The following is a 26676-nucleotide window of genomic DNA, read 5'->3' on the forward strand; positions in this document are numbered from 1 at the left end:
GTTTTTCTTCCCTTCTTTACTCATTAAAATGCAGCGATTTCTTTCACTTTTGCTTCGATATCTGAAGCATTCGGCAACCAAATATTTTCCGCTTGACCAAATGGGAAGATGGTATCTGGTGCTGATACGCGGCCAATTGGTGCTTGTAGTGAGAGAATAGAACGTTCTGAAATTTCTGAAACAACCTGTGCAGCTACACCGGCTTGTCTCTGAGCTTCCTGAACGACAACAACACGGCCTGTTTTTTCAACAGAGGCAATGATTGTTTCAACATCAAGTGGCGCAACTGTACGTAAATCGATGATCTCTACAGAAATATCTTCTTTTGCTAAGTTATCTGCTGCTTTGATTGCTTCACGAACCATCGCACCATAAGTGATGATTGAAACATCTGTTCCTTCACGAGTCACAGCTGCTTTGTCCAATGGTACTTCGTATGCTTCATCTGGCACTTCCTCACGGAACGAACGGTATAATTTCATGTGCTCAAGGAATACAACTGGGTCATTGCTGCGAATAGAAGAAATCAGCAAGCCTTTTGCATCATACGGGTTAGACGGAATAACGACACGTAAACCAGGTGATTGAGCCATCAAGCCCTCTAAGTTATCTGAGTGAAGCTCAGGTGTATGCACACCACCACCAAATGGTGAACGGATAGTTACAGGAATATTTCTTGTGCCGCTCATACGGTAACGAGTACGAGCCATTTGTGCAACAACTGCATCCATTGTTTCAAAGATAAATCCAAAGAACTGGATTTCCGGTACTGGACGATAACCTTCAAGAGCTAACCCGAATGCCAGTCCGCCGATTCCTGATTCAGCCAAAGGAGTATCGAAGACACGGTCTTCGCCGAATTTTTCTTGTAAACCTTCTGTCGCACGGAATACACCGCCGTTTTTACCAACATCTTCACCGAAAACCAATACGTTTTCGTCATTCTCTAACTCAAGAGCTAGGGCATCAGTAATAGCTTGGATCATTGTTTTTTGTGCCATGATTATTTCGACTCCTTCGCTTCGTAGATTGCAATCTGTTCTTTAATACTTTGTGGTTGGACTTCAAACATGTTTTTCAAGAAGTGAGAAACTTTTTGTTTGCCAACTTTATCTGCTTCAGAAATCGCATTTTTGATTTCTTCTTTCGTGTCTTCAATAACTTTTTCTTCTTTTTCTTCTGACCATAAGCCTTTTTCAGTAAGATAGTTACGGAAACGAACCAATGGATCTTTTTGTTGCCATTCATCATCCATTTCTTTCGAACGGTAACGTGTTGGGTCATCCCCAGATAAGGTATGCGGACCATAACGGTAAGTTAATGTTTCAATCAACACAGGACCATTTCCCGCTGCTGCCCAGTCACGTGCTTCTTTAGCAACTGTATATACAGCTAATGGGTCCATTCCATCTACTTGGATACCAGGGATTCCAGCTGCAACGGCTTTTTGAGCCAATGTTTTAGCTGCTGATTGCTTTTCACGTGGTGTAGAAATCGCAAAACCATTGTTTTGGATAAAAAATACACCATTTGCCTGAAATGCTCCGGCAAAGTTGATTGCTTCATAGAAATCTCCTTGTGAAGAACCACCGTCACCTGTATAAGTGAAGACAACATTTTTCTTGCCACGTTTTTTCATGCCCAAAGCAACACCAGCTGCTTGGATATATTGCGCACCAATAATGATTTGTGGAGGCAATGCACGTAAGTCTTCTGCGTACATATTTCCGCCTGCATGTCCTCTAGACCATAAGAACGCTTCTTTTAATGGAAGACCATGCTGAACCAATTGAGGAACATCACGGTACCCAGGTAATAGATAATCTTCTTTTTCCATTGCAAAATGACTTGCCAGCTGACTCGCTTCTTGTCCAGCTGTTGGTGCGTAGAATCCTAGACGTCCTTGACGGTTCAAGGCTGTTGAACGTTGGTCCAATACTCTTGACCAAACCATACGTGTCATCAAATCTACTAACTGTTCATCTGATAAATCCGGAATCAAATCTTTATTTACTACTTTTCCATCCTTATCTAGTGCTTGATAGGTAGGAAACTCTGCGTTGACCTCATTCATCAATTGGTTGAAGTCAATAGGTTTTTGCTTGTTTGCCATTTTGTCACACAATCCTCTCTATTAACGATTCTTTTATTCAAAAAAATGAAACAGCAATTAAAACTGTATCACTTTCTCGATTACATATACAAATTATCATTAAATCTCAAAAAGAGCAAGTAAAAGAACTTGGTTTATTTTTAAAAAGCAAGCTACTCATAGAACCTTTTAAACGCACTAATAGTGATGGAAATCACAATCAAAAAATTGCTTCAGTCTGTTTTACAGCTGTTTCTATATTATTTTAATATCTGTTATATTGTTTTTTAAGATTTTGTATAACAGTTTAGTGCCTGTTTTACTTATTCATTCTTATTGTACTTGTTCAATCCTTAACTTGCCAATGATACCCCTTCCAAAATCATCTTACTTTTATCAATAATTTTCAAAATTTCGAAAAAAATTGATACTATTAAACATTCCTTTCTCACTAAAGTACGAGGTCAGGCTGTTGGTGAAACATTATCAATTTGAGCCCTCATTTTTTCATTAATAGCAAAAAAATAGAGAAGACGAGGGAACAGAAAATCATCCGGTTCCCTCGTCTTCTCTTGCTTATTCACTTAAATCCATTCTTTGGTTATATGGATATATAATCGTTTCGCAAATTCTACTGCAATCAAGTACAATACAATGATTGCAACAAACCAGCCCCAATAAGCAGTAGGTAGTGCGGTAAATTCAAAGACAGATCTTATTGGTGTCAAGACAATTACGATCCCCATAAGAATCGCGCCTAAGCTTGTCAACAGAACCGGAGCAGAAGCAATACTTTGAATAAATGGCAACTTTCTTGTCCGTACCATATGAACGACCAAGGTTTGACTTACCAAACCGACCACGAACCAACCTGTTTGGAACAAGCTTTGGTTGGCAATCGTATTCGCACCAAACACGAACCACATGACCAGATAGGTCATGATATCGAAAATACTGCTGACTGGACCAATGCACAGTGTGAATTTCGCCATACTTTTTATTTCCCAACGTACAGGTTTCAACAGTTCTTCTTCATCCACATTATCCCAAGGAATCGTCAACTGAGCCACATCATAAATCAGGTTTTGGATCAGCAGTTGAATAGATAACATTGGTAAAAACGGTAAGAACGCACTGGCAACCAAGATAGAGAACACATTCCCAAAGTTTGAGCTGATTGTGATCTTGATGTATTTCATCATGTTACTGAAGACTTTCCTTCCTTCAATAACGCCTGCTTCCAACACATTTAGGCTCTTCTCTAATAAGATAATAGAGCTTGCATCCTTGGTAATATCTGCTGCTGTATCCACTGAAATCCCAACATCTGCTTTACGCAATGCAGGTGCATCATTGATTCCATCACCCATAAACCCTACCGTATGACCATTCTTTTGCAGCGTTTCAATGATTCTTGATTTTTGCATAGGGTTTAGCTTCGCAAAGAGGTTCGTCATTTCCACTTCTTCTTCTAATTGTTCGTCGGACATCTCATCGATTTCAGTTCCTAAAACAACATGAGAAACCTCGATTCCTACATCCCCACAAACCTTTTTAGCAACGATATCGTTATCTCCTGTCAGCACCTTTACATTAACGCCATGCTCATGAAGGGATTTGATCGCTGTAATAGCAGATTTCTTCGCTGGATCTAAGAAGCCCATAAAACCAATCAAAGTCATATTCTTTTCGTCATCAGTACTATAGATTGCTTCGTTATGCACATCTTTTTTCACTGCAACTGCGATTACACGCATGCCTTGCTCGTTCATTCGGCGATTGACATCTCGCATTTTTTGGCGTAGTTCAGCAGTCAGCGGAACGATTTGTCCATCAATTTCAGCATGCGTACACACCTCTTCCATCTCTTCCACTGCACCTTTTGTTACCATGAATTGGTGCCCATCGGCATTTACAACCACCGTCAGTCGTCTCCGAGAAAAGTCAAACGGTATCTCATCCAGTTTAGCTATTGATTTAAAAGGTGTTTCACGCTCATTTTCTGCGTAAAAGTTGATTACCGCAATATCCATTAGGTTCTTCCAACCAGTTTGATAATGTGAGTTTAAAAATGCCATATCTAAAACTTGGTCATTTTCAATCCCTAAAGGATTCAAGTGTTGTACGAGTACGACTCTATCTTCCGTGATTGTGCCAGTTTTATCTGTACATAGAACATCCATGCCACCTAAATTTTGGATAGATGGCAACTCTTTTACAATAACTTTATGCTTCGATAAGCTCAGTGCACCTTTTGCAAGGTTACTTGTCACGATCATCGGCAACATTTCAGGTGTTAAGCCGACAGCGACTGCAATTGCGAAGAAAAAGGCTTCACTCCACTCCCCTTTTGTCAGACCATTGATCAAGAAAACAATTGGAAATAGGACCATGACCATTCGCAGCAAGAATTTACTGACCTTTGTCAATCCAATATCAAACGATGTTTTTCCTCGTTGTGTCGTAGCATTCTTAGCAATATCTCCAAAGAACGTGTTCTGGCCGGTTTTCAATATAATTGCTTTTCCCTGACCACTTAATACATCGGTTCCCATAAATACTAGGTCCTGCATATCTAAAGCCGATATATCCTGCTGATTCTTTTCAACACCGGCATCGACAAATTTTTCGACAGGCATTGATTCTCCTGTCAACGAAGACTGGTTGATAAACAAATCCTTCGTCCAAATCAGCACAGCATCTGCCGGAATCATATCGCCTGTTGCCAACGTAATGATATCTCCCGGAACCACTTCATCCATCGGAATTTCTCTCGTTACGCCCTCTCTGGTTACTGCTGTCGTATTTTCAATCAGTTCTTTCAATGCCAAGCTGGCTTTTTGTGAACGATATTCTTGGATAAACGTGATGACAACACTAGCCAAAATCATCAATCCCATTACAATTGCTGCTTCAAAGTCCTTAGTTAGTGCGGATACAATCATCAATAATGCCAGTACATAAACAAATGGATCTTTGAATGCTTCAAGGAACATCAACACAGCAGGTGTCGGTTTTTGAGCAGATATCTCGTTCGGACCATATTCCTCCAAACGTTTTTCTGCATCTTCTTCAGACAATCCTTTCTCAGATGTCCGCAATTCCATCATCAATTCTCTTTCAGACAGCAGAGCTAATTTCTTTAGCTCTTGTTCTTTTGTTCCTTTTCTAATTTCTGTTAATTTTTTATTCATCATGATACTTTCCCCCCGTATTTTACCTGACGGAGAAAGGAAACATTCTATCTATCCAGCCAGGTAAAGATTATTTTTGCTTCGCCTCTGATGTGGGTCTTCCATGATAATCTTCCTCTCTGTACGCTTATTTAAAAATCAAATATTCTGAAAATCATTTATGCAGTCTTTCGTAGCTTTTCAAAAAACAAACGAAAAAACCGCACACTCAACAACAGAGTATGCGGCATTAAAAGGCATAATTATCTTCTCCATCGTTGAGCTTTAGCACTATAGGGCGTAGATAATTTCTTATCAGCTACATTATGGATGACCTTCACGACCATCCCTGTTCAACCAACTAAGAGTCTCTCGATTCTTTCGCGGCAGCAGCATATGTCCATATAGGAGCCTCACCTAACAATTCATCTATTCAATTCTTCAATCAAATTCATAATAAATGATTCTCTAATAAAAGTCAAAACAAATACAACCGTTTTTTTATTTTTTTCATTGTTATTGATTCGCTATTTATGACAAGCATCGATTTAGAGTGATTACAAATTTCCTTTAACCATTATATATAATTTTAAATATTCTTGTTATATTTATTCGATAAAACAATTAGATAAAATTGTTAAAAAGACAAAAAAATAGTTAGAATGCTAAAGGATATATGCTAAAATAAATGGTGGTATTCATCTCCATCCTACCAATAAGAATGGAGAAGTTAAATCAATTTACTCAAAATGCCATTCTAGTTATTGAAAAATGATATTTATGCTCACTATTTATAAGGAGAGAAAAAAATAAAATGAACAGACGTTCACGTCACCACATACAAGAGCAGAAACAAGGTAACTCTAGCCTATATATTATCAGTGTTATTGCCTTTATTTTTCTATTTATTCTTAACTCAATTACTTGGTATACATCAGATGATTATATTTACCATTTTTTTTACCAAGATTTCATGCCCAATAGTGCAACAAAAGAAATTACAGGACTATGGGATTTGCTTCATTCCCAATGGAATCATTACTTGACATGGAACGGACGCTTTGTTGGACATACATTAGTACAGCTCTTCATGCAGTTTGACAAAGTTTATTTTAATATTATCAATAGTATTGCATTCATCCTATTAGCATTAGTCATTACTGCTATCGTGTCCAATTATAGAAATAGCAAAATCACAGGTTTTCATTTTGCTATTACTTTAATTCTCCTTTGGTTCTTTATTCCCGAGTTTGGAAAAACAGTACTTTGGGTTTCCGGATCAGGAAATTACTTATGGACAGCCTTGATATATTGCTCAGTTATCCTGTTCTTTCTAATAAATAACAATAAAAAGAGCAGTTGGATGTTATGTTTAATCGCGTTTACTTTTTCATTTTTTGCAGGAGCGACGAATGAGAACTCTGGTCCCGCAGCTATTAGTATTTTGGGTATCTTTTTTTTATTTAATTATTTTGACAATTATAAAATAAGGTTTTGGCAGTTAGGTTGCATTATTACTGGATTTGTTGGAAGTTATGTATTGATACAATCACCTGGAGCAAAAAATAGAAGTGATATAAATATTGATTGGTCTCAAATAAAACATTCTATATCTCAATTACAAAAATGCTATTTTGAACATTTAAACTTGTTACTGATAATTTTTTTCTTACTCTTCTTAGTTTTAATCCTACGGAAGATGATTAAAAAAAATGACTTGATATTCCTCTTCGCATTTTTAATCGGATCTGCTGCTTCACTTTATTCTTTAGCATTGTCAGACCAATACCCATTGAGAACACTTTTTGGCTCTGTTGTTTTTTTGATTATTGCCACAATATATTTAGTAGATATCCTATTAAACTATTACAAAAATCACGTTATCTTTTCTAGAAAACTAAAAGCAATATTCCTTATTTTGTGCATAGTCCCATTCTTAGTATCATATAGTTACGTTTTCATTGATAATTATAATACCTATAAAACAGTAATACGGGGTGTAAAAATAGTAGAGACTAGCGATCCCGATAGTCATGTGATTATTTCAATTCACAAGCAAACTGACAATCTATATAATGCTTACAATGGAACAAATAATTTGTCCGAATCTCCTGATGCTTGGTTCAATAGTTGGATGGCTAAGTACTACGGAGTAAAATCAATTGAGGGACGAGTAGAAGAATGATTTACTCAGCCTCTCTTTAATTTTTAGCTTTTGAAATCAAACAGACTTGTTTTCTCTCTTACTCTGAAATAAGTGAAAAAACAAGTCTATTTCTTTTAGATTAGCATACAACATATCTTTATATACACAGGACATAATTATAGTACCATTAGATCAAAAAAATCCATTCACCTAGATTATCTCTAAGTAAATGAATTTTTCTATTTATTCACTAACTGTTGCTTCTTCTTTCAGAGACTCAAGGTAATTGTATACCTGTTGTCCGGCAATACCACCCTCACCAACAGCTGTTGTGATTTGACGTAGTGTTTTTTCACGAACATCGCCGATTGCATATACACCTGGTATTGCAGTTCTCATTTCTTGATCAGTGATGATCCAGCCTTCTTCATTCGTGATGCCACTGTTTCTGAACGGTTCTGTCAGCGGATCTAAGCCCACGTAGATGAACACGCCGTCAGCAGCGACTTCTTTCACAGTCTCTGTTTTAACGTTCTTCAATTGTACGCCTGTAACAACCATGTCGTTACCCACGATTTCTTCCAGAACAGTATCCCACTCGAAAGCAATTTTTTCGTTTGCAAATGCACGATCCTGAATGATTTTTTGGGCACGCAGCTCATCTCTACGATGGACAATCGTTACTTTTGATGCAAACTGAGTCAAATAAATGGCTTCTTCAACGGCTGAATCGCCGCCACCAATGACCATCAACTGTTTATTCCGGAAGAACGCACCGTCACAAACTGCACAATAAGAAACGCCACGGCCCGCATATTCTTCTTCTCCTGCAACACCTAGTTTTCTATGAACACAGCCTGTTGCAATGATTACAGATTTCCCTTGATAGGTCGTGTCTTCACAGATGATTTCCTTGTAACTGCCATGATCCTTGATATCCTGAACCATACCATAGACATTTTCTGTGCCAAATTTTTCTACACTTTCATACATTTTCATCGATAAATCGGGACCCATGATCGAATCAAAGCCTGGATAATTTTCGATTTCAGCAGTATTGTTCATCTGCCCACCAGGAACACCTCTTTCAATCATCAAAACAGATAAGTTTGAACGGGAGGCATAAAGTGCTGCTGTCATTCCAGCAGGGCCTGCACCGATTATAATTACATCATACATCATTCATCTTCCTCTTCTCTTTATAAAAGTGTTCGCGCGATTTTCTCACACTCACTTGCTTAGTTTGCACAATATAGCTCTCTATCAAAATAAGATTTCACTATGTACTCTTGAAACAAAGCTAAAACAACAAAGCAATTTAGTCTCTTAATCAAGTATATTCACTTTACAACCTAACTACTTGATTGTCTACTTTTCTGCCTAAGTATTGACCTATCCTATCTTACCATATTTCGTTTATTTTGGAATTCATTTTTTTAGATTTGAGTGCAGCATCTACCTTTTGCTTCCAGCGCTCTTTGGTAAATAAATAGTCATAAGAGTCGAATCGCTGATTTAAAGATTCAGAGAAAAACTCACCTTCCTGTTCAAATAAAAATCCACACTTTTCAATCACTCGTTTAGAGGCACTATTTTGTTGGAAACAGCATGCATATACAAAATGAATACCATTGGAAAATAAATGATCTAGCATCGCCTCAATCACCTCAGTCATGATTCCTTTATTTTGATGGTCAGGGTGTAGCACAAACCCTAGCTCTTTTGTGTCTGCTCTCCCTGCCTCAGAATCGTTATGGACAGAAATATGTCCGATCACTTCTTGCTCCCGTAGACTAAAAATCGCATATACCTGATTATTCTTTAAAAAATTGGTCAGCATTTGCTGGGTCTCTTCCAGCGATTCATGATGCCTCCAACCAGCACTTTCGCCAATACCAACTAGCTTTGCATAAGCATGCAAAGGGAACAAATCGGCCCTCTGAAAATGTCTTAAAATCGTTCGCTCTGTAGTAATCACTACCGACCCTCCCATCATTAATAAAAAGCTGACAGCCAAGTTGCAATCCGTCTCATATCCGACACGATCGCTCCTCTGCTGTCAGCTAAATAGATATCTTCTATTATACTTCGCTATTCTGTAATTTGTACATATCTGCATAGAGTCCTTGTTCTGCCAGCAGCATTTCATGACTTCCCTGTTCAACAATGTTTCCTTTTTCAAGAACCAAAATCAGATCAGCATCACGGATTGTCGAAAGTCGATGGGCAATGGCAATCGTTGTTCTACCTTGTCTCATATTAGCAAGGCCTTCTTGAATCAAGCCCTCTGTCTCTGTGTCAATATTGGCTGTCGCCTCATCCAATACTAAAATTTTTGGATCGGTGACCATGGTTCGAGCGAAGGAAATCAATTGACGTTGTCCACTAGAATAGCTGGCGCCACGCTCGATCACTTTCGCCTGATAACGTTTAGGTAATGTTTCAATGAACTTGTCTGCTTGAACAAAGCGAGCTGCTTCTCTGATTTGTTCATCTGTAATACTCGGATTCAGCATTCGAATATTCCCCGCAATATCGCCATAAAACATGAACGCATCTTGAAGGACCAGCCCCATTTTTTCGCGCAGCTCAGTCATCGGATACTCACGAATGTCACGATCATCAATCAATATCTCGCCCTCATAAAATTCATAGAAACGCATCAACACATTGATAATCGAGCTTTTCCCACTTCCGGTATGACCAACCAACGCAATTGTTTCGCCAGGATTTGCAATAAAGCTAATATTTTTTAACACGTAATTTGTGCCATCATAAGAGAAGCTGACATCTCGAAACTCAATTTTCCCTCGTTTTATTTCTCCAGTTGCCTTGTCATCCTGTTGCGGTGTCAGTTCCTCTGTATCAAAGATTTTTAAGATCCGACTGCCTGCAACTATTCCATCGGTGAATATACTTAAGAAATCCATCATTTGAGTCATTGGTTGAAAGAATGCTTGTACATAAGTCACAAAAGCATAAACCAGCCCCACTTTGATTGGTGATTCCAACGCATCAAATCCAAAGAGGGTCAAAACAGCAGACACCGCCAGAGCATAAAGTAAATTGATGATTGGGCTTAGCAACAAAGAGTTTACACGAATCATCGCAAGCTTTGTTTGCAGATATTCTTCATTCGTCGTTTCAAATTCACTCTCCAAACGCTTTTCTTGACGGAATTGTTGGATGATCTGCATGCCTGATATATACTCATTCAGCTTCGTATTCAGCTGACTCAGTTTTTCCCGCATATTTCGGTAAATACGTGAGCTAAATTTTTGATAATAACCAATGACTGCCAGCAGAATTGGCAGAAACACTAGCACACACAGGGCAATTTTTTTGTCGATCTGAAACATCCCCACAAATGAGGAGAGTACAGCAAAAACACCCGTTAAAACCATTAAAAAGACATACCAGAATTCAAAAAGCGTCTCTGTGTCATTTGTTACTCGTGAAACGATCGATCCGGCAGGCGTCTGATCAAAATAGCGCATCCCCAATGTTTGTAATTTCTCAAACAACTTTACGCGGATGTATTGATACGTTTTCAGTGAAGCCATCGAATACAAGAACCACTGGAAAAACCAGATGATACTCTTCACAATAATCCCAAACAAATACATCCCTGCGAACCAATAGATGATTTGGCTTGTCGCAGTTTTGGACGTCAAATAGTTATCCATTAACGTCTGGATGATTCTTGGCAAAATCGCATTGATTACCGATAAGACAAAAGCGAACCCAATTGCTGCCGCAAAGGTTGTTCGAAAGGGTTTAGCATACTTAAATAAGCGCTTCACGATCGTTACCTGCTCTTTCACAGGGATCGATTTCGTCCATGCCGACTGTTGTTCTTCCATTAAGCTTCACTCCCTTCTATTTTCGCTTCCAGCTGTTGCTTGTCCCACATTCGCTTGTACCAGCCGTTAGCTGATAACAGCTCTTTATGCGAGCCGCGCTCAATGATTCGCCCTTCATCCAAAACGATGATATCCTCAGCATGCATCACACTGCTAAGACGATGTGCAGAAATAATCGTCGTTTTATTCTTTCTTGCAGCCTTCAGATTCGTCAAAATCGCTTCCTCGGTTTTCGCATCGACTGCTGATAGCGCATCATCTAAAATCAACAACTCCGGATCGATAATTGCTGCTCTGGCAATTGATAGTCGTTGTCGCTGACCTCCTGATAGAGAAACCCCACGTTCACCAACCATCGTATCATAGCCGTCAGCAAAGCCTTTGATATCTTCATCGATATAAGCAGTCTTCGCAGCTTTCTCTACAGCTTCCTGTGGCAGGTTTGGTGCAGCGAATCGAATATTATCCCGAACCGACATTGAAAACAGGAAATGATCCTGAGGTACATAACCGATTCCCGTAAGCAGCGCGTCCAAAGAATAGTCCTTGATGTCATGGCCGCCCATTTGAATCGCTCCTTGATAATGGTCATATTCTCTCATCAACAGTTTTATTACTGTCGTCTTTCCAGCACCTGTTTTCCCTACGATTCCTAATGTTTCTCCCTCATTGATCGAAAAGTTGATATCCTCCAACGCTGAGTCTTCCTCTTTCGGATAGCTGAAGGAAGAAACTGCCATAGTCAACGTCCCTTTCGCAGGTGTTTGAATCGCATCTTTTTTCTCAATGATATGGGTCTTTTCATGCAACAGCTCATTCACTCGATCATAGCTGGCATTCCCACGCTCTAACACATTGAACAGCCGACCAATCGCAAACATCGGCCAAACCAGCATACCGATATAACTAATAAAAGAAACCAACTGACCAATTGAAATCGTTCCATCCATAATGAAATTCCCACCAACAATGATCGTCAAAACATAAGAAATGCCAATGATCAACGTAATAAATGGATCAAACAACGCATCTAAAAGGTTCACACGTTTATTTTTTATGATTGCATCCTCTATTTTTTCAGTAAAATCCTGAATATCTTCTTTTTCCTGACCAAAGGTTTTGATGACCTTCATGCCAGTAATACTCTCTTGCGTCTTATCATTGATTGTTGAGAAAGCCGCTTGCGAATCTCGAAACGCATCATGAAGCTTCGAACCAATGATTCGAGACATGACTGCCAAGAGCGGTAACGGAATCAACGCAATCAAGGTCAGACGCCAATCAACGAACAAAATCATCGCAATGATCGTACTGCCGCCTGTGATAAATGAATCAGCAAAGGTCAGGATCCCTGCACCTGCTACATTCTGGATCGCATTTAAGTCATTCGTCGCATGGGCCATCAAATCTCCTGTACGATGATTTTGGTAGAAGATACTGTCCATTCGAGTAAAATGATGAAACAGCTGCCTCCGCAAGTCTTTTTCCAGATTTGCCGCACTTCCCCAAATGTACTTCCGCCAAATATAACGAAAAATATACTGTGCGATTGCTGCAGTTAATAAGACACCTACCCAAAAAAGGATACGGGTAAAGGTAAACTCCTCACTTGCAATAATATCTACGACAACCCCAATTACTTTTGGTGGGATCAATTGAACAATTGCTACCATGACTAGAGCAAAAACACCGATCACATAACTTCTTTTTTCTTTCTTAAAAAACCAGCCTAACTTTCTAAAAACAGACATCTGTTTTCCCCCTTCTACAAAACACTTACTTTCTTCGGCTTATCACCTGTTCCAATAGTTTTTCTTTCATTTTAAAAGCTCCTTTACTAGGATATTTCTGAACTTCGCAGACAACCTATCCTCATTTTTTAGACACAAAAAAACGGGCAAAAAAATCTGCCCGTTGTGCTCGAAATTGTGATGATAGGAAGACTACTTGTCTCCTTGGTTTTTCATCTGTTGCATCATTTGACGAATCTTCTTCTCAGAAGGCTTCTGTCCCATTGATGCCATCATCATTCGTAACATATCCTCATTAACGGGAGGATTCTTTTTGAGATGGTCCTGCATTGCTTTACGGGCAAGGAAAAATCCGCCTACCGCACCTGCGATCAAAGCGATAACTGCGATTAAAACTACTACTCCTGTTGACATACTAAATCTCTCCTTTCCATCTTAAAAGCGAATGAGTACTGTTTTTCTTTTGAAAAGCGAAAAACATTGCTATCCATTACAAGCTTTAATTTTTTAAATAGTTTATTGTAGATGCAATTCTCTTTTAATTGCTCTCAAGAAAACATTTTACTAGAAACACCACAAAAAGAAAAGGCATTTTAAAAGATTCCTCAAAAGAAATTTTTAAAACACCTTGATTCAAATTTTTTCCTTGCTTATTTATACATGCTCTACACAACAATTGCTTATTGTGCTTCGATTTTTTCCAATAGTTCCGGATCAAATGTACCTGCAGCAAACCTTTCGATTTCAAATCCATAAGGGGCTTTCTTATTCTTTTTGTCCTCACCAACATAAGGTGTCTCCAAAATTTTTGGCAATTCAATCAGCTTATCATGGTGGACAATCTTGTTCAACGCCTCAAAGCCAATCATACCAAAGCCAATGTTGGCGTGGCGATCCTTATGAGAAGCCATTGGATTTTTTGAGTCATTGACATGAATGACCTTCAAACGATCCAATCCGATGATTCGATCAAACTCCTCCAACACGCCATCAAAGTCTTCTTTGACATTATAACCAGCATCATTCGTATGACAGGTATCAAAAGTCACAGATAGCTTTTCATTCAAGGTTACCCCTTCGATGATTGTTGCCAGCTCTTCAAATGTACGTCCAAGCTCTGTTCCCTTGCCAGCCATCGTTTCTAGCGCAATTTGCGGAATTTGGTCTTTGGAAAGAACCTCATCCAATCCTTTGATAATTTGTTTTAACCCTGCATCTACTCCAGCCCCTACATGAGCCCCTGGGTGTAACGTAATTTGCGTGGCACCTAAAGCTTGTGCCCGTTGGATTTCCTGACGTAGAAATTCTGTAGCAAAGCCAAAATTTTCAGGCTTGATTGTGTTGCCAAGATTAATGATATATGGCGCATGAACTACAATATTACTGATGCCATGCTCCTTCATAAACGCTTTCCCCGCCTCAATATTCAGTTCCTCGATCGGTTTACGTCTTGTATTTTGGGGCGCCCCCGTATAAATCATAAATGTTGATGCTTTGTAGCTGGCTGCCTCTTCAGCAGCACCTAGCAACATTTTTTTACCGCTCATACTAACATGTGATCCAATTAACATCTTGTTCCTCCTTAATTCTCATCCTTTTCAGAGTACGGGAAAATCTAGCAAAAGACAATCTTTTTGCTTTTATATAAAACATAATAAGACAGATCTACTAATCTCACAATCCTCCACTAGTAAATCATTTATTGATTTCTAATCATCCGATCATTACCAATCAACTGTACTCAAGACTTTTTCTTTACTGCAAACTTCTCATATTGGCTGATCCATTCTTCCATGGTTATCTTAGTAGCTAGTTCGCCCAAAAGCTCATAAGGAATGGTTTTAGGATTAGTGAATCGAATACAGCTTTTCCCCATATTCAGCTTTGTCGGCATTTGCTTCTGGTATTCCTCTTGAAACCATGTAAGCAGCTCTTTGTTTCCCATCAATCCCATATGATATAGGGAAAGATGCCTTTTTTGAGCAGCTACACTGATAAAAGGAAGCCCCTCATCTTGCCTTCCAAGATAGCCGTTCGGGAACTCTGTCAATGGGACAATAAATGTTGGCATATCATACTGCCAAACTAATTCAAAGCCAGTTGGAATTTTTTGTTTTAGAAGTGTCAAAAGCCTCTTGTATGACTCCTGCCATTTAGGATCGATTTCTTGCATATATTCTTCTATATTATTCATTGATTTTCCTCTCGAGCGATAGACTGTCGATACAGTTCTTTTGATTTGAAGCCTTGTTCTAAAAGACGAATCATCTCTGCTTTTCTTTTTTCCTGTGTAGCTACTTGCTTCGCACTGAATATATATTGCGCCCAGCCTCTTTGATAGCCTGGAGTCAACGTCGAAAACACCTTTGCAGCTTTAGGATTCTCAGCAACTACCTCTTCAATTTTTGGAACAAGCGTAGTATAATCATGAACCGTTTGACTTTTCGTCTTCACCGTACTCTTTTTCACCGCATTCTTGATGCCGACAATCGTGAACACCTCATCAAGGCTGACCATTCTATTGAACTTTAACGATGTTCCTTCAATGTAGCCGTCGTCCTCATTTACACGCAGTGCGGGGAAAATTTCATCACGATGAATATAAGTATCATACTTTTTATTTCCTTTTTTAGGATAAGCAACATATAAAAGCCCCTCTTCATTCAACGCATTTTTCTCCTTAACATGACCTACCAGCTGTTTAAATTCTTCTATATCTTTGACAAATGCAAGAATCAAATCAACCTTTTGGTCAGACCATGCTGTTTCTTCAAATGATAGATCAGAGAAGTACTCAGCAGAAGGACGATTCAAAATCATTTTCTTTTTGTATGTTGCTAATTGTAGTTTATCAGTAATTGAACGAACCATATGCTTCTCTCCCCATTTTCTTATATTACGCTTTCAGTTTATCATTTTCTCGTTCGTGAAACCATTATGAATCACCTGAAGCTATTGAAACATCAAGAGAATGAGAGAATGAGCATCTCTTTAAAGCAAACTATTACGTCTTCCTTCTAAGTTGAATCATTGTCTCCATTGAAAGAAAGAATCCTCCACAGCAATTTCTATGAAAACACGGTATACTGTAAGAAGCAGCACATGGTGGACATTTTTTATAAGTTATTTTTAATACTGACTCTAAATAAACGAGCCTCTATGAAAGGGAGAACCTAATGAATTCAATAGAAAAATATATCCAAGAAGCACCAGTTGAAAGAAGAGCTACACTAACAGAGCTTTATCATTTCATCCAAAAGACAGTGCCCGAAGCTGAAGAAAAAATATCGTATGGTATGCCGACCTTTTATCTAAAAGGAAACCTTGTTCATTTTTCCATCGCAAAAAACCATATTGGCTTTTATCCCACACCATCAGCTGTAACAGCCTTTCAAGACAGGCTTACAAGCTACAAGACATCCAAAGGAGCCATCCAGTTCCCTTTAGACAAAGAGCTGCCGTGGCCATTAATTCGTGACATTGTGCTATTTAGAAAGAATGAAAATCTCAATTGACCGGAACCTAGCTTTTCGTACGCTCTGCTTCCTTGCTACTACTCTTAGAAGCTTTCGCATGATGTATTCATTATCTATCATAGCGTTTTTCTTGGATGCTTGCCCATAGTCCAAAGATTCGAATGTAGGAATGAATGATATGAGACAAAAAATGGGCCTACCAAGATATAAGGAAGTAACTTCAGCCAAGTTTTAATCAGATAAAAAGAACAGGACTGACCATATAAAAATGATCCTTCCTGTTCTTTATGTTTTTAGTATTTTAGCAAGAAATATTTTTTCTTTCCTCTACGAACAACAGTAAATTGTCCTTCGATCTTGTCAGCATCAGACAGCTCTGCAGCGACATCTTGCATTCGCTCGCCATTGATGTAAATTGCACCATTCTGCACATCTTCTCTAGCTTGACGTTTAGAGGGTTCAATTTTTGCGGCAATAAGCAATTCAACGATGTTCAATGAATCTTCTTTTTGTACTTCATAAGAAGGAACATCCTTAAAGCCTTGAAGGATCTCTTGCGCATTTAGCTCTTTGATTTCTCCGCTGAACAATGCTTTTGAAATTTTTACCGCTTGCTCATACGCCTCTGCTCCATGAACCAAGGTTGTTACTTCTTTTGCCAAGGCCTTTTGAGCCGCACGTTTTTCCGGCGCTTCTGTGAACTCTTTTTCAATTTCAGCAATTTCTTCCATTGTCAAGAAAGTAAAGTATTTCAGGAATTTCATTGCATCTCGGTCATCTGTATTGATCCAAAACTGGTAAAACTCATAAGGAGAGGTTTTGTCTGCATCTAACCAAACCGCATTTCCTTCTGTCTTTCCAAATTTTGTACCATCAGCCTTCGTAATCAAAGGCATGGTCAAACCAAAGCCTTGCACTTCTTTTTCACGACGTAGCAACTCGATTCCAGAGGTAATGTTCCCCCATTGGTCGCTTCCGCCAAGCTGCAACAAGCAACCTTGTGTTTCATATAATTTTAAGAAATCATAGGCTTGAAGCAACTGATAAGCAAACTCCGTATAAGAGATCCCCGTTTCAATTCGACGCTTCACGCTCTCTTTACTCATCATATAATTGATGGTAAAGTTTTTCCCTACATCTCTCAAGAAATCGATTAGAGAGATTTCTCCTAACCAATCATAGTTATTTGCTAGGATTGCCGGATTTGTTTCATCTTCAAAATCAATAAAGCGAGAAAGCTGACCCTTGATACTATCAGACCAGTTCTTCACAGTATCTAGCGTATTCAAGCTACGCTCCGCATCCTTGAAAGATGGATCGCCAATCATCCCTGTGCCGCCACCTACTAAAGCAATCGGTACATGGCCATTCAGCTGAAAACGTCGTAACATCAAAATCGGCAATAAATGGCCGATATGTAAACTGTCAGCTGTCGGGTCAAACCCAATATAAAGCTTGACAGACTCTTCATTCAATTGTTTTTTTAACGCTTCTTCATCGGTCGTTTGATGAACGAGACCGCGTGCCTTCAGCTCATCAAAAAAATCTGTGCTCATTTCTTTTCCTCCCGGACTCATTTTCACGGAGCAATTGCCCTGTCTTCTCATATTAACTGATTCACAGGTCAAATAAAAGATAAAACCTAGCTTTTTCTTCAAGAAATTAAAGATTTTACGATAAAAACCGGAACAACTGTTCATTACTCGTTTTTTTTGCTATAATATCACGGAATATACGAATTGACATACTGAGGTGAAGTTTTTGGACAATCAACAAAATTCGAATCAAAAGAACCATGATTCTCATAAGCTACTCGACAAAAAGAAGACATTCTTTACACTTAATGTCATTATACGGGTGTTAAAAGCTCTTGTTCTATTTGCTGTTATTGCACTCATTTTAGGTGGCTCATTAGGGCTGGGAGTCGGTATGGGATACTTTGCTTCATTAGTAGAAGGAACAGATCCTCCAACGCAAGAAGAGCTACAAAAAGAAATCAGTGACATCACAGAAGTTTCCAAAATGACTTATGCTGATGGCTCTACGATTTCAGCAATCAAATCTGATTTGATTCGAACACGTGTAGATGGTGAGCATATTTCTCAGCTTTTGAAAAATGCAGTGATCGCCACAGAAGATGAATATTTCGAGGAGCATGACGGTGTTGTTCCTAAGGCATTAATCCGTGCTTTACTTTCTGACGTAGCCGGGATTGGCGGCTCTTCTGGGGGCTCAACCTTGACACAGCAGTTGGTAAAACAACAGATACTGACAGACGAAACAACCTTCAAACGAAAAGCGAACGAGATTTTACTCGCTTATCGTATTGAAAATTTCTTTAGTAAAGATGAGATATTAACTACCTATTTAAATGTTTCCCCATTTGGTAGAAACAATAAAGGTGAAAATATTGCTGGTGTAGAGGAAGCAGCCAAAGGACTTTTTGGTAAAAGCGCAAACGATCTAACCTTACCGCAAGCCGCTTTCATTGCAGGGCTGCCTCAAAGTCCGATTGTTTACACGCCTTATCTTAATACGGGAGAGTTGAAGGAAGATGTATCTGCAGGTATGGCTCGAAAAGACGATGTTCTCTTCAATATGTATCGTGAAAAAATGATTACTAAAGAAGAGTATGACGCAGCAAAAAGCTACGACCTAGCTCAGGACTTTCTACCTAGCGCACAGGCCAATACAACAACCGAAGGCTTCTTATACTATACCGTATTGAATCAAGCAGTTGATGTTATCATGGATATGAACATTGAGAAAGCCGGAGTGAATAGAGCTGAGCTGGATCAAGTGGGACTGGATCAGTACGAGGAACAAGCGCGAAGACAAATTGAGAATCGCGGCTATACGATTGAATCAACAATCGATCCGACTGTATACAATACGATGCAGGAAGCGGTTGCCAACTATGGCTATCTGTTAGATGATGGCTACGCGGCTACATCAGTAGAAACCGGAAATATTCTGATGGACAACCGAACAGGTAAAATCATCGGCTTCGTAGCTGGGCGTAATTACGATATCAATCAAAATAACCATGCGTTCGATACAGAGCGTCAGGTAGGATCGACAATCAAACCGATTTCGGTTTATGGTCCGGCAATCGATCAGGGAATGATCGGTTCGGAAAGCCGACTGGCCAATTATCCAACGAAGTATAAAACGGGTGGCGTGCTTGAAAATGCAACAAATGCAGGAACAAACACCTTTGACACTGTCCGTACTTCACTGGAATGGTCCTACAATATTCCAGTCGTCAATTTAAATAATGCAATGAAGGAACAAATGGGTGACGACAACTTCTCTTATAATAATTATTTAAGCAAGATGAACTATCCTGCGGATGAACGCTGGTCCTATGAATCGGCACCTCTAGGCTCTGTGGAAGCATCTGTTTATACACAAACAAATGGTTTCCAAGCACTTGCCAACGGCGGCGTCTACCAAAAAGGTTATATGATCGAAAAAATCATCGACAATGACGGAAATGTCATTTATCAGCATCAAGAAACACCCGTACAGGTATATTCTCCTGCAACAGCATCAATTATGAATGATTTGATGCGTTCCGTACTGGATTCTAAAATCACGACACCTTTCAAAGACGTGATTACCGGTTTGAACCCGCAACTGGCAAGCGTAGACTTCGTAGGGAAAACCGGTACGACAAATGATTATAGAGATGCTTGGCTGGTAGTCTCCAACCCTAGCATCACCATCAGCTCTTGGAGCGGTTACGATGAAAATAGTATAATGAGTCCCGACAGCGGTATTCAAAACAGCACGTACCTTGCCTATCTGACGAATGCCATCTATACGGTCAGACCAGATTTATTCAATGCAGAGGAACGCTTCACACTTACAGATGACGTCATCCAAGCCAATGTATCTAAACTAACGGGCGATAAAGACGGTGGCTTCACATACAACAATATTCGATACAGTGTTTCCGGCGGAACAGTTGTTTCTTATTTTGCTAAAAATGGGCCGGCAGATAGTCAGTATAAATTTGGTTATGGTGGAACAGATGCCAATTACCAAGCGTATTGGAGTAAGTATCTCTCTACTAAACCAGCAAGCTCTTCCGGTTCATCTGGTTCATCTAGATCAGGAAGTTCGAATACAAATAACAATAACAACAGTAACAATAATAGCAACAATACGGGAACTGCTGGTGGAAATACCAATACAGATCCAGAGCCAGATCCAAACACTGACACAGATAACAACAATAATAATGAAAATAACAACAATGAAACACCTCCTGAAGAAAACAATAATGGTGGCGACACCTCAGAAGAAGAAACACCTCAAGGGTCGGTTGAACCAACACCATCAGACTAGCAAAAAAAGGAGCAGATATCCGTCTGCTCCTTTTTTTTACTCTATTCCATATAAAATAGACATCCAGCTCTTGCAAGCAGAATGTCCATCTATATTACTTCGTTGAACCCTTTTTCTCAATACCATAAGGAAGCACAACAGTTTTATCTTCGATTTCTTCTTTATTCATCAATTTAGTCAGTAGACGCATCGCTACTGCACCAATATCATATAAAGGCTGAGTCACACTTGTAAGCTTTGGACGAGCAACATCTGTCAGTAATGAATTATTACTTGTGATGATCTCAAACTCTTCCGGTACTTTGACACCGGCATCCAGCATGCCATCTAGCAAGCCAATCGCCAATTCATCATCTGTAACAACAGCAGCAGTCGCTCCACTGTTACGAATCCGTTCAGCAAGATTGATACCATCCTTAAATCGGTATTCTGCTTCGAAAATCAAGCCTTCACTGTAAGTCAGACCATTTTCTGAAAGAGCTTCTTTGTAGCCGCTCATTCTATTTTTGCCATTGATAGGATCGATCAATGCACCGCTGATAAACGCAATTTTCTTATTGCCATTTTTAGCAAGAATATCTGTTGCATCTTTTGTTGCAGCACTATAATCAATGTTTACACTACCAACCTGCTCATCAGGATCAATAGAACCAGCTAAAACGACAGGTGTTTTAGAACGTGAGAATTCACCACGGATCTCATCAGTGATATGGTGTCCCATAAAAATGATGCCATCCACTTGCTTCGCAAGCAGGTTATTCAACACATTGACTTCCTTCTGATCATTTCCATCAGAGTTCGCTAGAATAATATTGTATTTATACATTGTTGCAACATCATCGATCCCTCTTGCCAATGAAGAGAAAAAGATATTGCTGACATCAGGAATAATCACTCCGACAGTTGTTGTTTTCTTACTTGCCAGTCCTCGAGCAACAGCATTTGGGCGATAATCCAAGCGGTCAATGACTTCCAGTACTTTCTTTCTGGTTGCCGGCTTAACGTTTGGATTACCATTCACTACGCGGGAAACGGTTGCCATTGATACATCTGCTTCACGAGCAACATCATAAATTGTAATCGTTTGTTTTTCCATGGTTTCTCTCCTAGAATTTATATTAGTTTTCGTTTTCAGAAAACTTCATTTACATTTCTTATCTAGGATAGCAGAGTTAAATTTATTTTGCAACCGTTTTTATACCATTTTCATGAAATTTAGCATTTCTATTTTCAAAAGGAAAAAAACTGATTTTCATGGTATGATAAATAAAACAAATTTGCAGCTTCATATAGAAAGAAGGATGGTCATGAATCAACAAAAAATCAATGAACTAAAACAATGGATGAAAGAGGAAAAAATCGATCTTACATATATTAGCGATCCTCATCATATTGCCTATTTTTCCGGTTACGAGAGTGATCCCCATGAGCGTGTGTTGGCGCTCTTCATTTCTTTAGAAAGTGAACCATTTCTTTTTACTCCGGCTCTTGAAGTTGAGGATGCACAAAACAGTATGTGGGATTATCCAGTTTATGGGTACATGGATGGAGAAAATCCATGGGAAAAAATCGCTCAGCACATCAAAAAAAATGGCCTCCCCAAGCGTATAGCTACAGAAAAAGAATACTTATCTATTGCTCGTTTTGAAGCACTTCGCTTCTACTTCCCAGCTGCAGATATTTCAACAAATGCAACACCTATCGTTGAAAAGCTTCAATTGATTAAAACAGAAGCTGAGATCAATCTCCTACTTGAAGCTGGTAATTGGGCAGATGTCGCTTTCGAAATTGGATTTCAAGCGGTTGCTGAAGGGGCTGCTGAACAAGAAATCATTGCTGAAATCGAATATCAATTAAAACGAAAAGGCGTCCGCTCCATGAGCTTTGACACCCTTGTATTGACAGGAAAAAATGCCGCCAGTCCGCATGGTACACCAGGAGCAGCAACAGTGACTTCCGGCGACCTTGTCCTGTTTGATTTAGGTGTTGTTTGGAAAGGGTATTGCAGTGATGCAACTCGAACTGTCGCTTATCAAGAGCCTACAGCCTTCCAGAAAGAAATCTATGCCATTGTCCTTGAGGCACAGTTAGCGGCTACAGCAGCTGTTAAACCAGGAATAACAGCAGGTGAACTTGATCAAATCGCTCGTTCAATAATTGAAGAAGCTGGCTATGGTGAATACTTCAATCATCGCTTAGGACACGGGATCGGCACAACTGTGCATGAATTTCCTTCCTTAATCACAGGAAACGACCTAGTGATTGAACAAGGGATGTGCTTCTCTATGGAACCTGGTATTTATATCCCTGGGAAAGTCGGTGTCCGTATCGAAGATTGTGTTCATGTGACAGCAAACGGCTGTGAAGCCTTTACTAAAACACCAAAAGAACTGCAAATACTTGGATAAACACAAACAGCTAGTTGGAAACCTTGGTTTCCAACTAGCTGTTTCTTTATTACTATTTACTTACTTCACAACTTCATCTGCCGCATTTTTAATATCTTTTTTAGCTTCTTCTACTTTCTCAGGTACATCAGCAGTTGCAGCTTTTGCTTCTGCCTTACCTTCTGAAACAATCTCTTTTGCCTTTTCAGCAGAATCTTTAACATCGATAAAAATATCATCTGAAGTATCTTCTGCTATATCTGCAAACTCATCCATTTCATCAGATAATTCATTTTTAGTTTTCTTAAAACGACTGGAGAGATCATCCGTCTGTTTACGCAGTGTTTCAAGTACTGATCCGGAAACATCCTGTGCTCGATTAAATGAATCTTTTGAGCGCTCCTTGATATTTCCAGCTAAACCACTTGCTTGTCCACCAAAAGAATCTGCTTTATCCTTTGCAATAGAAGATAGCTCATCGCCTTTTTCTTTTGCATACTCTGTGTAATCAGATGCTTTATCTTTGAATTGATCTGCTTGCTCAGCCAAATCCTTTCGTAACTCTTTTCCGGATTTTGGTGCCAATAACAAAGCTGCAACTGCGGCGGCTGTTCCGCCGATAACTGCTCCTAATAGAAATCTACTTTTCTTTGCCATTTGATCATTCCTCCAAGTTTTATATACTATTTATTTTTTGAACGCATTGCTCGAAAAGCGGCGCCGCCTACTTTTCCAACTACTCCTGCTTTAGAAGTTGCTTTTCCAGCTGAGCCAATCTTACTCACCAGATTTTTACTGGAATGATTCAGCTCAGAAACACTGTCACTTAAATCAGCTACTGCATGGAATAAAGGATCAATGGTTGCTACCTTTTGATTGACATCATTCAGAAGATCGTTACTCTTCACAAGCAGTCCCTCTACCTGTTTTGTCAAAATGTCTACATCATTTGTAACAACCGAAATCGTTTTGTTTGCTTTGTCTACTGTTTTAGTTACCTGATCAACGGTCTTGGAAATTTTCCATAGGACCAAGGCAATGAACACAACCAACACAGCAAATGCCGAAGCTGCAATCAGCCCTGCAATTTCTCCACCTGTCATATCATTTCTCCTTTCAACATCCATTTTAATTAGAATAACATTTGATGTGTTTTTCTACAAATGTTTCATCATGAGCCTCTTTCCTAACAGCGTTGCTAAAAACTTCGTTGCAAGGAATTCATCAACCTATTGATTCAACTGTCTCATATCAAGCCAAGTGATTTCAAACCATTCCATAGGATGGTCCCACTACTGTAGATAATCAAACGAAATCCTCTCTCGTTTACCTGAAATAATTATACCAATTTACTGCGTTTCTCTCTACTGAAAAACTTGTCACTTTTTTTACACCAATAAAGGAAAAGCCTGGGATTTTGTTCTTGTCCCAGACTCTACATCACAAAAGATGCCAGTTTACTTAACTATTTTTTTCCTTCGCTACCTGTTCTTGCTCTGCCTTCAACTGCTGACCAAGCTCAATCAAATAGGCTTTAAGATTATCTTTGACCTCTGGGTGTGTCAAGCCATATTCAATACTTGTTTTCATAAAGCCAAACTTGTCACCAACATCAAACCGTTGTCCCGTAAAGGTTCTTGCAAATACTCTCTGCGTTTTGTTCAATGTATCGATCGCATCAGTCAACTGAATTTCTCCACCCGCACCAGGTGCTTGATTTTCTAAAATATTGAAGATTTCCGGTGTCAACAAGTATCGACCGATGATTGCCAAATCACTTGGTGCATCTTCTGGATTTGGTTTTTCAACAAAATTCTTCACATTATAGAGGCCTTTGCTCACTTCTGTTTCTGGATTGATGATCCCATATTTTGATGTTTCTTCATGTGGCACTTCCATTACTGCAAGTGTCGCTGCATGTGTTTTTTCATAATCATTGATCAATTGCTTAGATAATGGAATCTTGTCTTCCATGATGTCATCACCCAGCATTACGATAAATGGCTCATTACCGACAAAAGCTTTCGCCTGTAAAACAGCATGACCCAAGCCTTTTGGATGAGATTGACGAATAAAATGCAGATTTACATCTGTTGTTTCTTCAACAAGCTTTAGCAATTCCGTCTTATTCTTTTCTTTTAAGTTTGTTTCCAACTCGATATTTGAATCAAAATGATCTTCGATTGGCCGTTTTGCTTTCCCAGTAACAATTAAAATATCTTCAATACCGGAGGCTAAAGCTTCTTCAACAATAAACTGAATCGTTGGTTTGTCTACAATCGGAAGCATTTCCTTTGCCATTGCCTTTGTAGCAGGTAAAAATCTTGTTCCTAACCCCGCCGCAGGAATGATTGCCTTTTTTACTTTCATTTTGCTTTCTCCTTTAGAATTCATTTTCTGTCTTCCCATCTCTTAGCATAATATCTTTTGCTGCTTGTTTCACATCTTTTTTCTCATAAAGGACTTGGTAAATGGCTTCTGTAATTGGCATTTCAATATTCATTTGTTCTGCCAATTCATAAGCAGCTTTCGTTGTCGAGACACCTTCGACGATCATGCCCATATTTTCCAGTACTTCATCCAAATCATGGCCTTCACCTAAAAGATTCCCAGCTCGCCAATTACGTGAATGGACACTTGTACAGGTCACAATAAGGTCTCCTACACCGCTCAACCCAATGAAGGTCAACGGATTAGCACCCATTGCAACACCGAGGCGGCTGATTTCAGCCAGACCACGTGTCATGATCGCTGCTTTGGCATTATCGCCAAAACCAAGGCCATGGATTGCACCGGCACCTAACGCGATGATATTTTTCAACGCCGCACCAGTTTCAACACCAACGACATCCTCATTTGTATAAATCCTAAAATAGTTATTCATGAATAAATTCTGCACATATTCTGCATTTTCAAGCACTTCACTAGCTGCCGTTATTGTTGTGATATCATGAACAGCCACTTCTTCTGCGTGGCTTGGGCCAGAGAGTACTACTACACCTTTGCGTTTATCTGCAGGAATCTCTTCCATTAATACCTCTGAAATACGTTTATGCGTTCCTTGCTCCAAGCCTTTTGAAGCATGAATGATCAACGGTTGATTTTTGCATAATGCAGTAAACTCTTTTGCTACCGAACGCATTGCTTTCGTAGGAACAACGAATAAAACTGCATCAACCTGATCAATACATTCTTCCATTGTTTTCGTTCCTTTGATTGATTCAGGTAGAACCAAATCTGGAAGATAGCGCTTATTTGTGTGAAATTGATTGATTTCATCGATCTGCTCTTCTACATTCCCCCAGATACGAACGTCATGTCCATTTTCTGCTAAAACCTGTGCCAGTGCAGTCCCCCATGAACCCGGACCTAAAACAGCTATTTTTTGTTTCATTATGTCTGTCTCCTCCTAAAATGAATACGTCATTTATTGCT

At 39.2% G+C, this 26676-nt stretch carries 21 protein-coding genes and 1 riboswitch; of the genes, 4 read left to right on the forward strand and 17 right to left on the reverse strand.

Annotated features, from left to right (window positions below; translation table 11 throughout):
• Positions 1-23: 23 nt before the first annotated feature.
• The 3 genes from A5888_RS05440 to mgtA form a co-directional block, all read right to left on the reverse strand.
• Positions 24-1001 carry an alpha-ketoacid dehydrogenase subunit beta gene (locus tag A5888_RS05440; protein WP_086348178.1) on the reverse strand — a complete coding sequence of 326 codons (978 nt, stop codon included), beginning with the start codon at positions 999-1001 and terminating at the stop codon, positions 24-26.
• Positions 1002-1003: 2 nt separating this feature from the next.
• Entirely contained in the window at positions 1004-2113 is a 1110-nt protein-coding gene (gene pdhA / locus A5888_RS05445; protein ID WP_086348179.1) for a pyruvate dehydrogenase (acetyl-transferring) E1 component subunit alpha, read from the reverse strand.
• Between the two features lie 563 nt (positions 2114-2676).
• Positions 2677-5289 carry a magnesium-translocating P-type ATPase gene (gene mgtA / locus A5888_RS05450; RefSeq protein WP_086348180.1) on the reverse strand — a complete coding sequence of 871 codons (2613 nt, stop codon included), beginning with the start codon at positions 5287-5289 and terminating at the stop codon, positions 2677-2679.
• A gap of 239 nt (positions 5290-5528) precedes the next feature.
• Positions 5529-5697, reverse strand: a riboswitch (M-box (ykoK) riboswitch).
• 382 nt (positions 5698-6079) lie between these two features.
• On the opposite strand from mgtA, the gene A5888_RS05455 reads away from it, so the two are divergent.
• A complete protein-coding gene (locus A5888_RS05455) occupies positions 6080-7450 on the forward strand; it encodes a DUF3329 domain-containing protein (protein ID WP_339101979.1) in 1371 nt (456 codons plus the stop codon).
• Between the two features lie 204 nt (positions 7451-7654).
• On the opposite strand, the gene trxB is transcribed toward A5888_RS05455, so the two are convergent.
• From trxB to A5888_RS05495, 8 genes are all read right to left on the reverse strand, one after another.
• Positions 7655-8590, reverse strand: a complete 936-nt coding sequence (gene trxB / locus A5888_RS05460) for a thioredoxin-disulfide reductase (protein ID WP_086348364.1) — start codon at positions 8588-8590, stop codon at positions 7655-7657.
• 223 nt (positions 8591-8813) lie between these two features.
• On the reverse strand, positions 8814-9389 hold the full coding sequence (locus A5888_RS05465) for a GNAT family N-acetyltransferase (protein WP_212647172.1): 576 nt from the start codon (positions 9387-9389) through the stop codon (positions 8814-8816).
• A gap of 103 nt (positions 9390-9492) precedes the next feature.
• Positions 9493-11274 (reverse strand): ABC transporter ATP-binding protein, encoded by a 1782-nt coding sequence (locus tag A5888_RS05470; protein ID WP_086348181.1) that lies wholly within the window; start codon positions 11272-11274, stop codon positions 9493-9495.
• The gene (locus tag A5888_RS05475; protein WP_086348182.1) at positions 11274-13025 is read right to left on the reverse strand and encodes an ABC transporter ATP-binding protein; all 1752 of its coding nucleotides are present in this window, start codon (positions 13023-13025) and stop codon (positions 11274-11276) included. The genes A5888_RS05470 and A5888_RS05475 overlap by 1 nt, the downstream gene beginning before the upstream one ends.
• A 192-nt stretch (positions 13026-13217) precedes the next feature.
• On the reverse strand, positions 13218-13439 hold the full coding sequence (locus A5888_RS05480; protein WP_086348183.1) for a YneF family protein: 222 nt from the start codon (positions 13437-13439) through the stop codon (positions 13218-13220).
• Between the two features lie 266 nt (positions 13440-13705).
• A complete protein-coding gene (locus A5888_RS05485) occupies positions 13706-14596 on the reverse strand; it encodes a deoxyribonuclease IV (RefSeq protein WP_086348184.1) in 891 nt (296 codons plus the stop codon).
• Positions 14597-14766: 170 nt separating this feature from the next.
• Entirely contained in the window at positions 14767-15219 is a 453-nt protein-coding gene (locus tag A5888_RS05490) for a DUF1801 domain-containing protein (RefSeq protein ID WP_086348185.1), read from the reverse strand.
• A complete protein-coding gene (locus A5888_RS05495) occupies positions 15216-15896 on the reverse strand; it encodes a YdeI/OmpD-associated family protein (protein ID WP_086348186.1) in 681 nt (226 codons plus the stop codon). Before A5888_RS05495 ends, A5888_RS05490 begins: the two co-directional genes overlap by 4 nt.
• Positions 15897-16201: 305 nt before the next feature.
• Here A5888_RS05495 and A5888_RS05500 point away from each other — a divergent pair, with 305 nt between their 5' ends.
• Positions 16202-16540 (forward strand): iron chaperone, encoded by a 339-nt coding sequence (locus A5888_RS05500; protein WP_086348187.1) that lies wholly within the window; start codon positions 16202-16204, stop codon positions 16538-16540.
• A 254-nt stretch (positions 16541-16794) separates the two neighbouring features.
• Here A5888_RS05500 and tyrS read toward each other — a convergent pair whose 3' ends face one another.
• Positions 16795-18057, reverse strand: a complete 1263-nt coding sequence (tyrS, locus tag A5888_RS05505; protein ID WP_086348188.1) for a tyrosine--tRNA ligase — start codon at positions 18055-18057, stop codon at positions 16795-16797.
• A gap of 205 nt (positions 18058-18262) precedes the next feature.
• Between tyrS and A5888_RS05510 the strand changes: the two genes are divergently transcribed.
• On the forward strand, positions 18263-20854 hold the full coding sequence (locus tag A5888_RS05510; protein WP_086348189.1) for a transglycosylase domain-containing protein: 2592 nt from the start codon (positions 18263-18265) through the stop codon (positions 20852-20854).
• A 94-nt stretch (positions 20855-20948) separates the two neighbouring features.
• Here the strand turns inward: A5888_RS05510 and ccpA are convergent, their stop codons facing one another.
• Positions 20949-21950, reverse strand: coding sequence for a catabolite control protein A (gene ccpA, locus A5888_RS05515; RefSeq protein WP_086348190.1), 1002 nt, complete (start codon positions 21948-21950; stop codon positions 20949-20951).
• Positions 21951-22161: 211 nt separating this feature from the next.
• On the opposite strand from ccpA, the gene A5888_RS05520 reads away from it, so the two are divergent.
• Entirely contained in the window at positions 22162-23262 is a 1101-nt protein-coding gene (locus A5888_RS05520; RefSeq protein WP_086348191.1) for a M24 family metallopeptidase, read from the forward strand.
• A 60-nt stretch (positions 23263-23322) separates the two neighbouring features.
• Here A5888_RS05520 and A5888_RS05525 read toward each other — a convergent pair whose 3' ends face one another.
• The 4 genes from A5888_RS05525 to A5888_RS05540 form a co-directional block, all read right to left on the reverse strand.
• The gene (locus tag A5888_RS05525) at positions 23323-23898 is read right to left on the reverse strand and encodes a YtxH domain-containing protein (protein WP_086348192.1); all 576 of its coding nucleotides are present in this window, start codon (positions 23896-23898) and stop codon (positions 23323-23325) included.
• Between the two features lie 26 nt (positions 23899-23924).
• Positions 23925-24344: a DUF948 domain-containing protein gene (locus tag A5888_RS05530; RefSeq protein WP_086348193.1), complete on the reverse strand. Its 420-nt coding sequence runs from the start codon at positions 24342-24344 to the stop codon at positions 23925-23927.
• Between the two features lie 358 nt (positions 24345-24702).
• The gene (gene galU / locus A5888_RS05535) at positions 24703-25611 is read right to left on the reverse strand and encodes a UTP--glucose-1-phosphate uridylyltransferase GalU (protein WP_086348366.1); all 909 of its coding nucleotides are present in this window, start codon (positions 25609-25611) and stop codon (positions 24703-24705) included.
• Between the two features lie 13 nt (positions 25612-25624).
• Positions 25625-26635, reverse strand: coding sequence for an NAD(P)H-dependent glycerol-3-phosphate dehydrogenase (locus A5888_RS05540; RefSeq protein ID WP_086348194.1), 1011 nt, complete (start codon positions 26633-26635; stop codon positions 25625-25627).
• Positions 26636-26676: the final 41 nt, after the last annotated feature.

This window comes from Enterococcus sp. 9E7_DIV0242, from assembly GCF_002140975.2.
Lineage (GTDB): Bacteria > Bacillota > Bacilli > Lactobacillales > Enterococcaceae > Enterococcus_L > Enterococcus_L clewellii.

Coding starts and splice junctions, on each gene's coding strand:
- trxB (WP_086348364.1), bottom strand. CDS start 8,590: ATGTATGATGTAATTATAATCGGTGCAGGCCCTGCTGGAATGACAGCA.
- A5888_RS05540 (WP_086348194.1), bottom strand. CDS start 26,635: ATGAAACAAAAAATAGCTGTTTTAGGTCCGGGTTCATGGGGGACTGCA.
- A5888_RS05480 (WP_086348183.1), bottom strand. CDS start 13,439: ATGTCAACAGGAGTAGTAGTTTTAATCGCAGTTATCGCTTTGATCGCA.
- A5888_RS05440 (WP_086348178.1), bottom strand. CDS start 1,001: ATGGCACAAAAAACAATGATCCAAGCTATTACTGATGCCCTAGCTCTT.
- A5888_RS05475 (WP_086348182.1), bottom strand. CDS start 13,025: ATGTCTGTTTTTAGAAAGTTAGGCTGGTTTTTTAAGAAAGAAAAAAGA.
- ccpA (WP_086348190.1), bottom strand. CDS start 21,950: ATGGAAAAACAAACGATTACAATTTATGATGTTGCTCGTGAAGCAGAT.
- A5888_RS05485 (WP_086348184.1), bottom strand. CDS start 14,596: ATGTTAATTGGATCACATGTTAGTATGAGCGGTAAAAAAATGTTGCTA.
- A5888_RS05490 (WP_086348185.1), bottom strand. CDS start 15,219: ATGAATAATATAGAAGAATATATGCAAGAAATCGATCCTAAATGGCAG.
- pdhA (WP_086348179.1), bottom strand. CDS start 2,113: ATGGCAAACAAGCAAAAACCTATTGACTTCAACCAATTGATGAATGAG.
- A5888_RS05470 (WP_086348181.1), bottom strand. CDS start 11,274: ATGGAAGAACAACAGTCGGCATGGACGAAATCGATCCCTGTGAAAGAG.
- A5888_RS05455 (WP_339101979.1), top strand. CDS start 6,080: ATGAACAGACGTTCACGTCACCACATACAAGAGCAGAAACAAGGTAAC.
- A5888_RS05520 (WP_086348191.1), top strand. CDS start 22,162: ATGAATCAACAAAAAATCAATGAACTAAAACAATGGATGAAAGAGGAA.
- A5888_RS05500 (WP_086348187.1), top strand. CDS start 16,202: ATGAATTCAATAGAAAAATATATCCAAGAAGCACCAGTTGAAAGAAGA.
- tyrS (WP_086348188.1), bottom strand. CDS start 18,057: ATGAGCACAGATTTTTTTGATGAGCTGAAGGCACGCGGTCTCGTTCAT.
- A5888_RS05495 (WP_086348186.1), bottom strand. CDS start 15,896: ATGGTTCGTTCAATTACTGATAAACTACAATTAGCAACATACAAAAAG.
- mgtA (WP_086348180.1), bottom strand. CDS start 5,289: ATGATGAATAAAAAATTAACAGAAATTAGAAAAGGAACAAAAGAACAA.
- A5888_RS05525 (WP_086348192.1), bottom strand. CDS start 23,898: ATGGCAAAGAAAAGTAGATTTCTATTAGGAGCAGTTATCGGCGGAACA.
- galU (WP_086348366.1), bottom strand. CDS start 25,611: ATGAAAGTAAAAAAGGCAATCATTCCTGCGGCGGGGTTAGGAACAAGA.
- A5888_RS05530 (WP_086348193.1), bottom strand. CDS start 24,344: ATGACAGGTGGAGAAATTGCAGGGCTGATTGCAGCTTCGGCATTTGCT.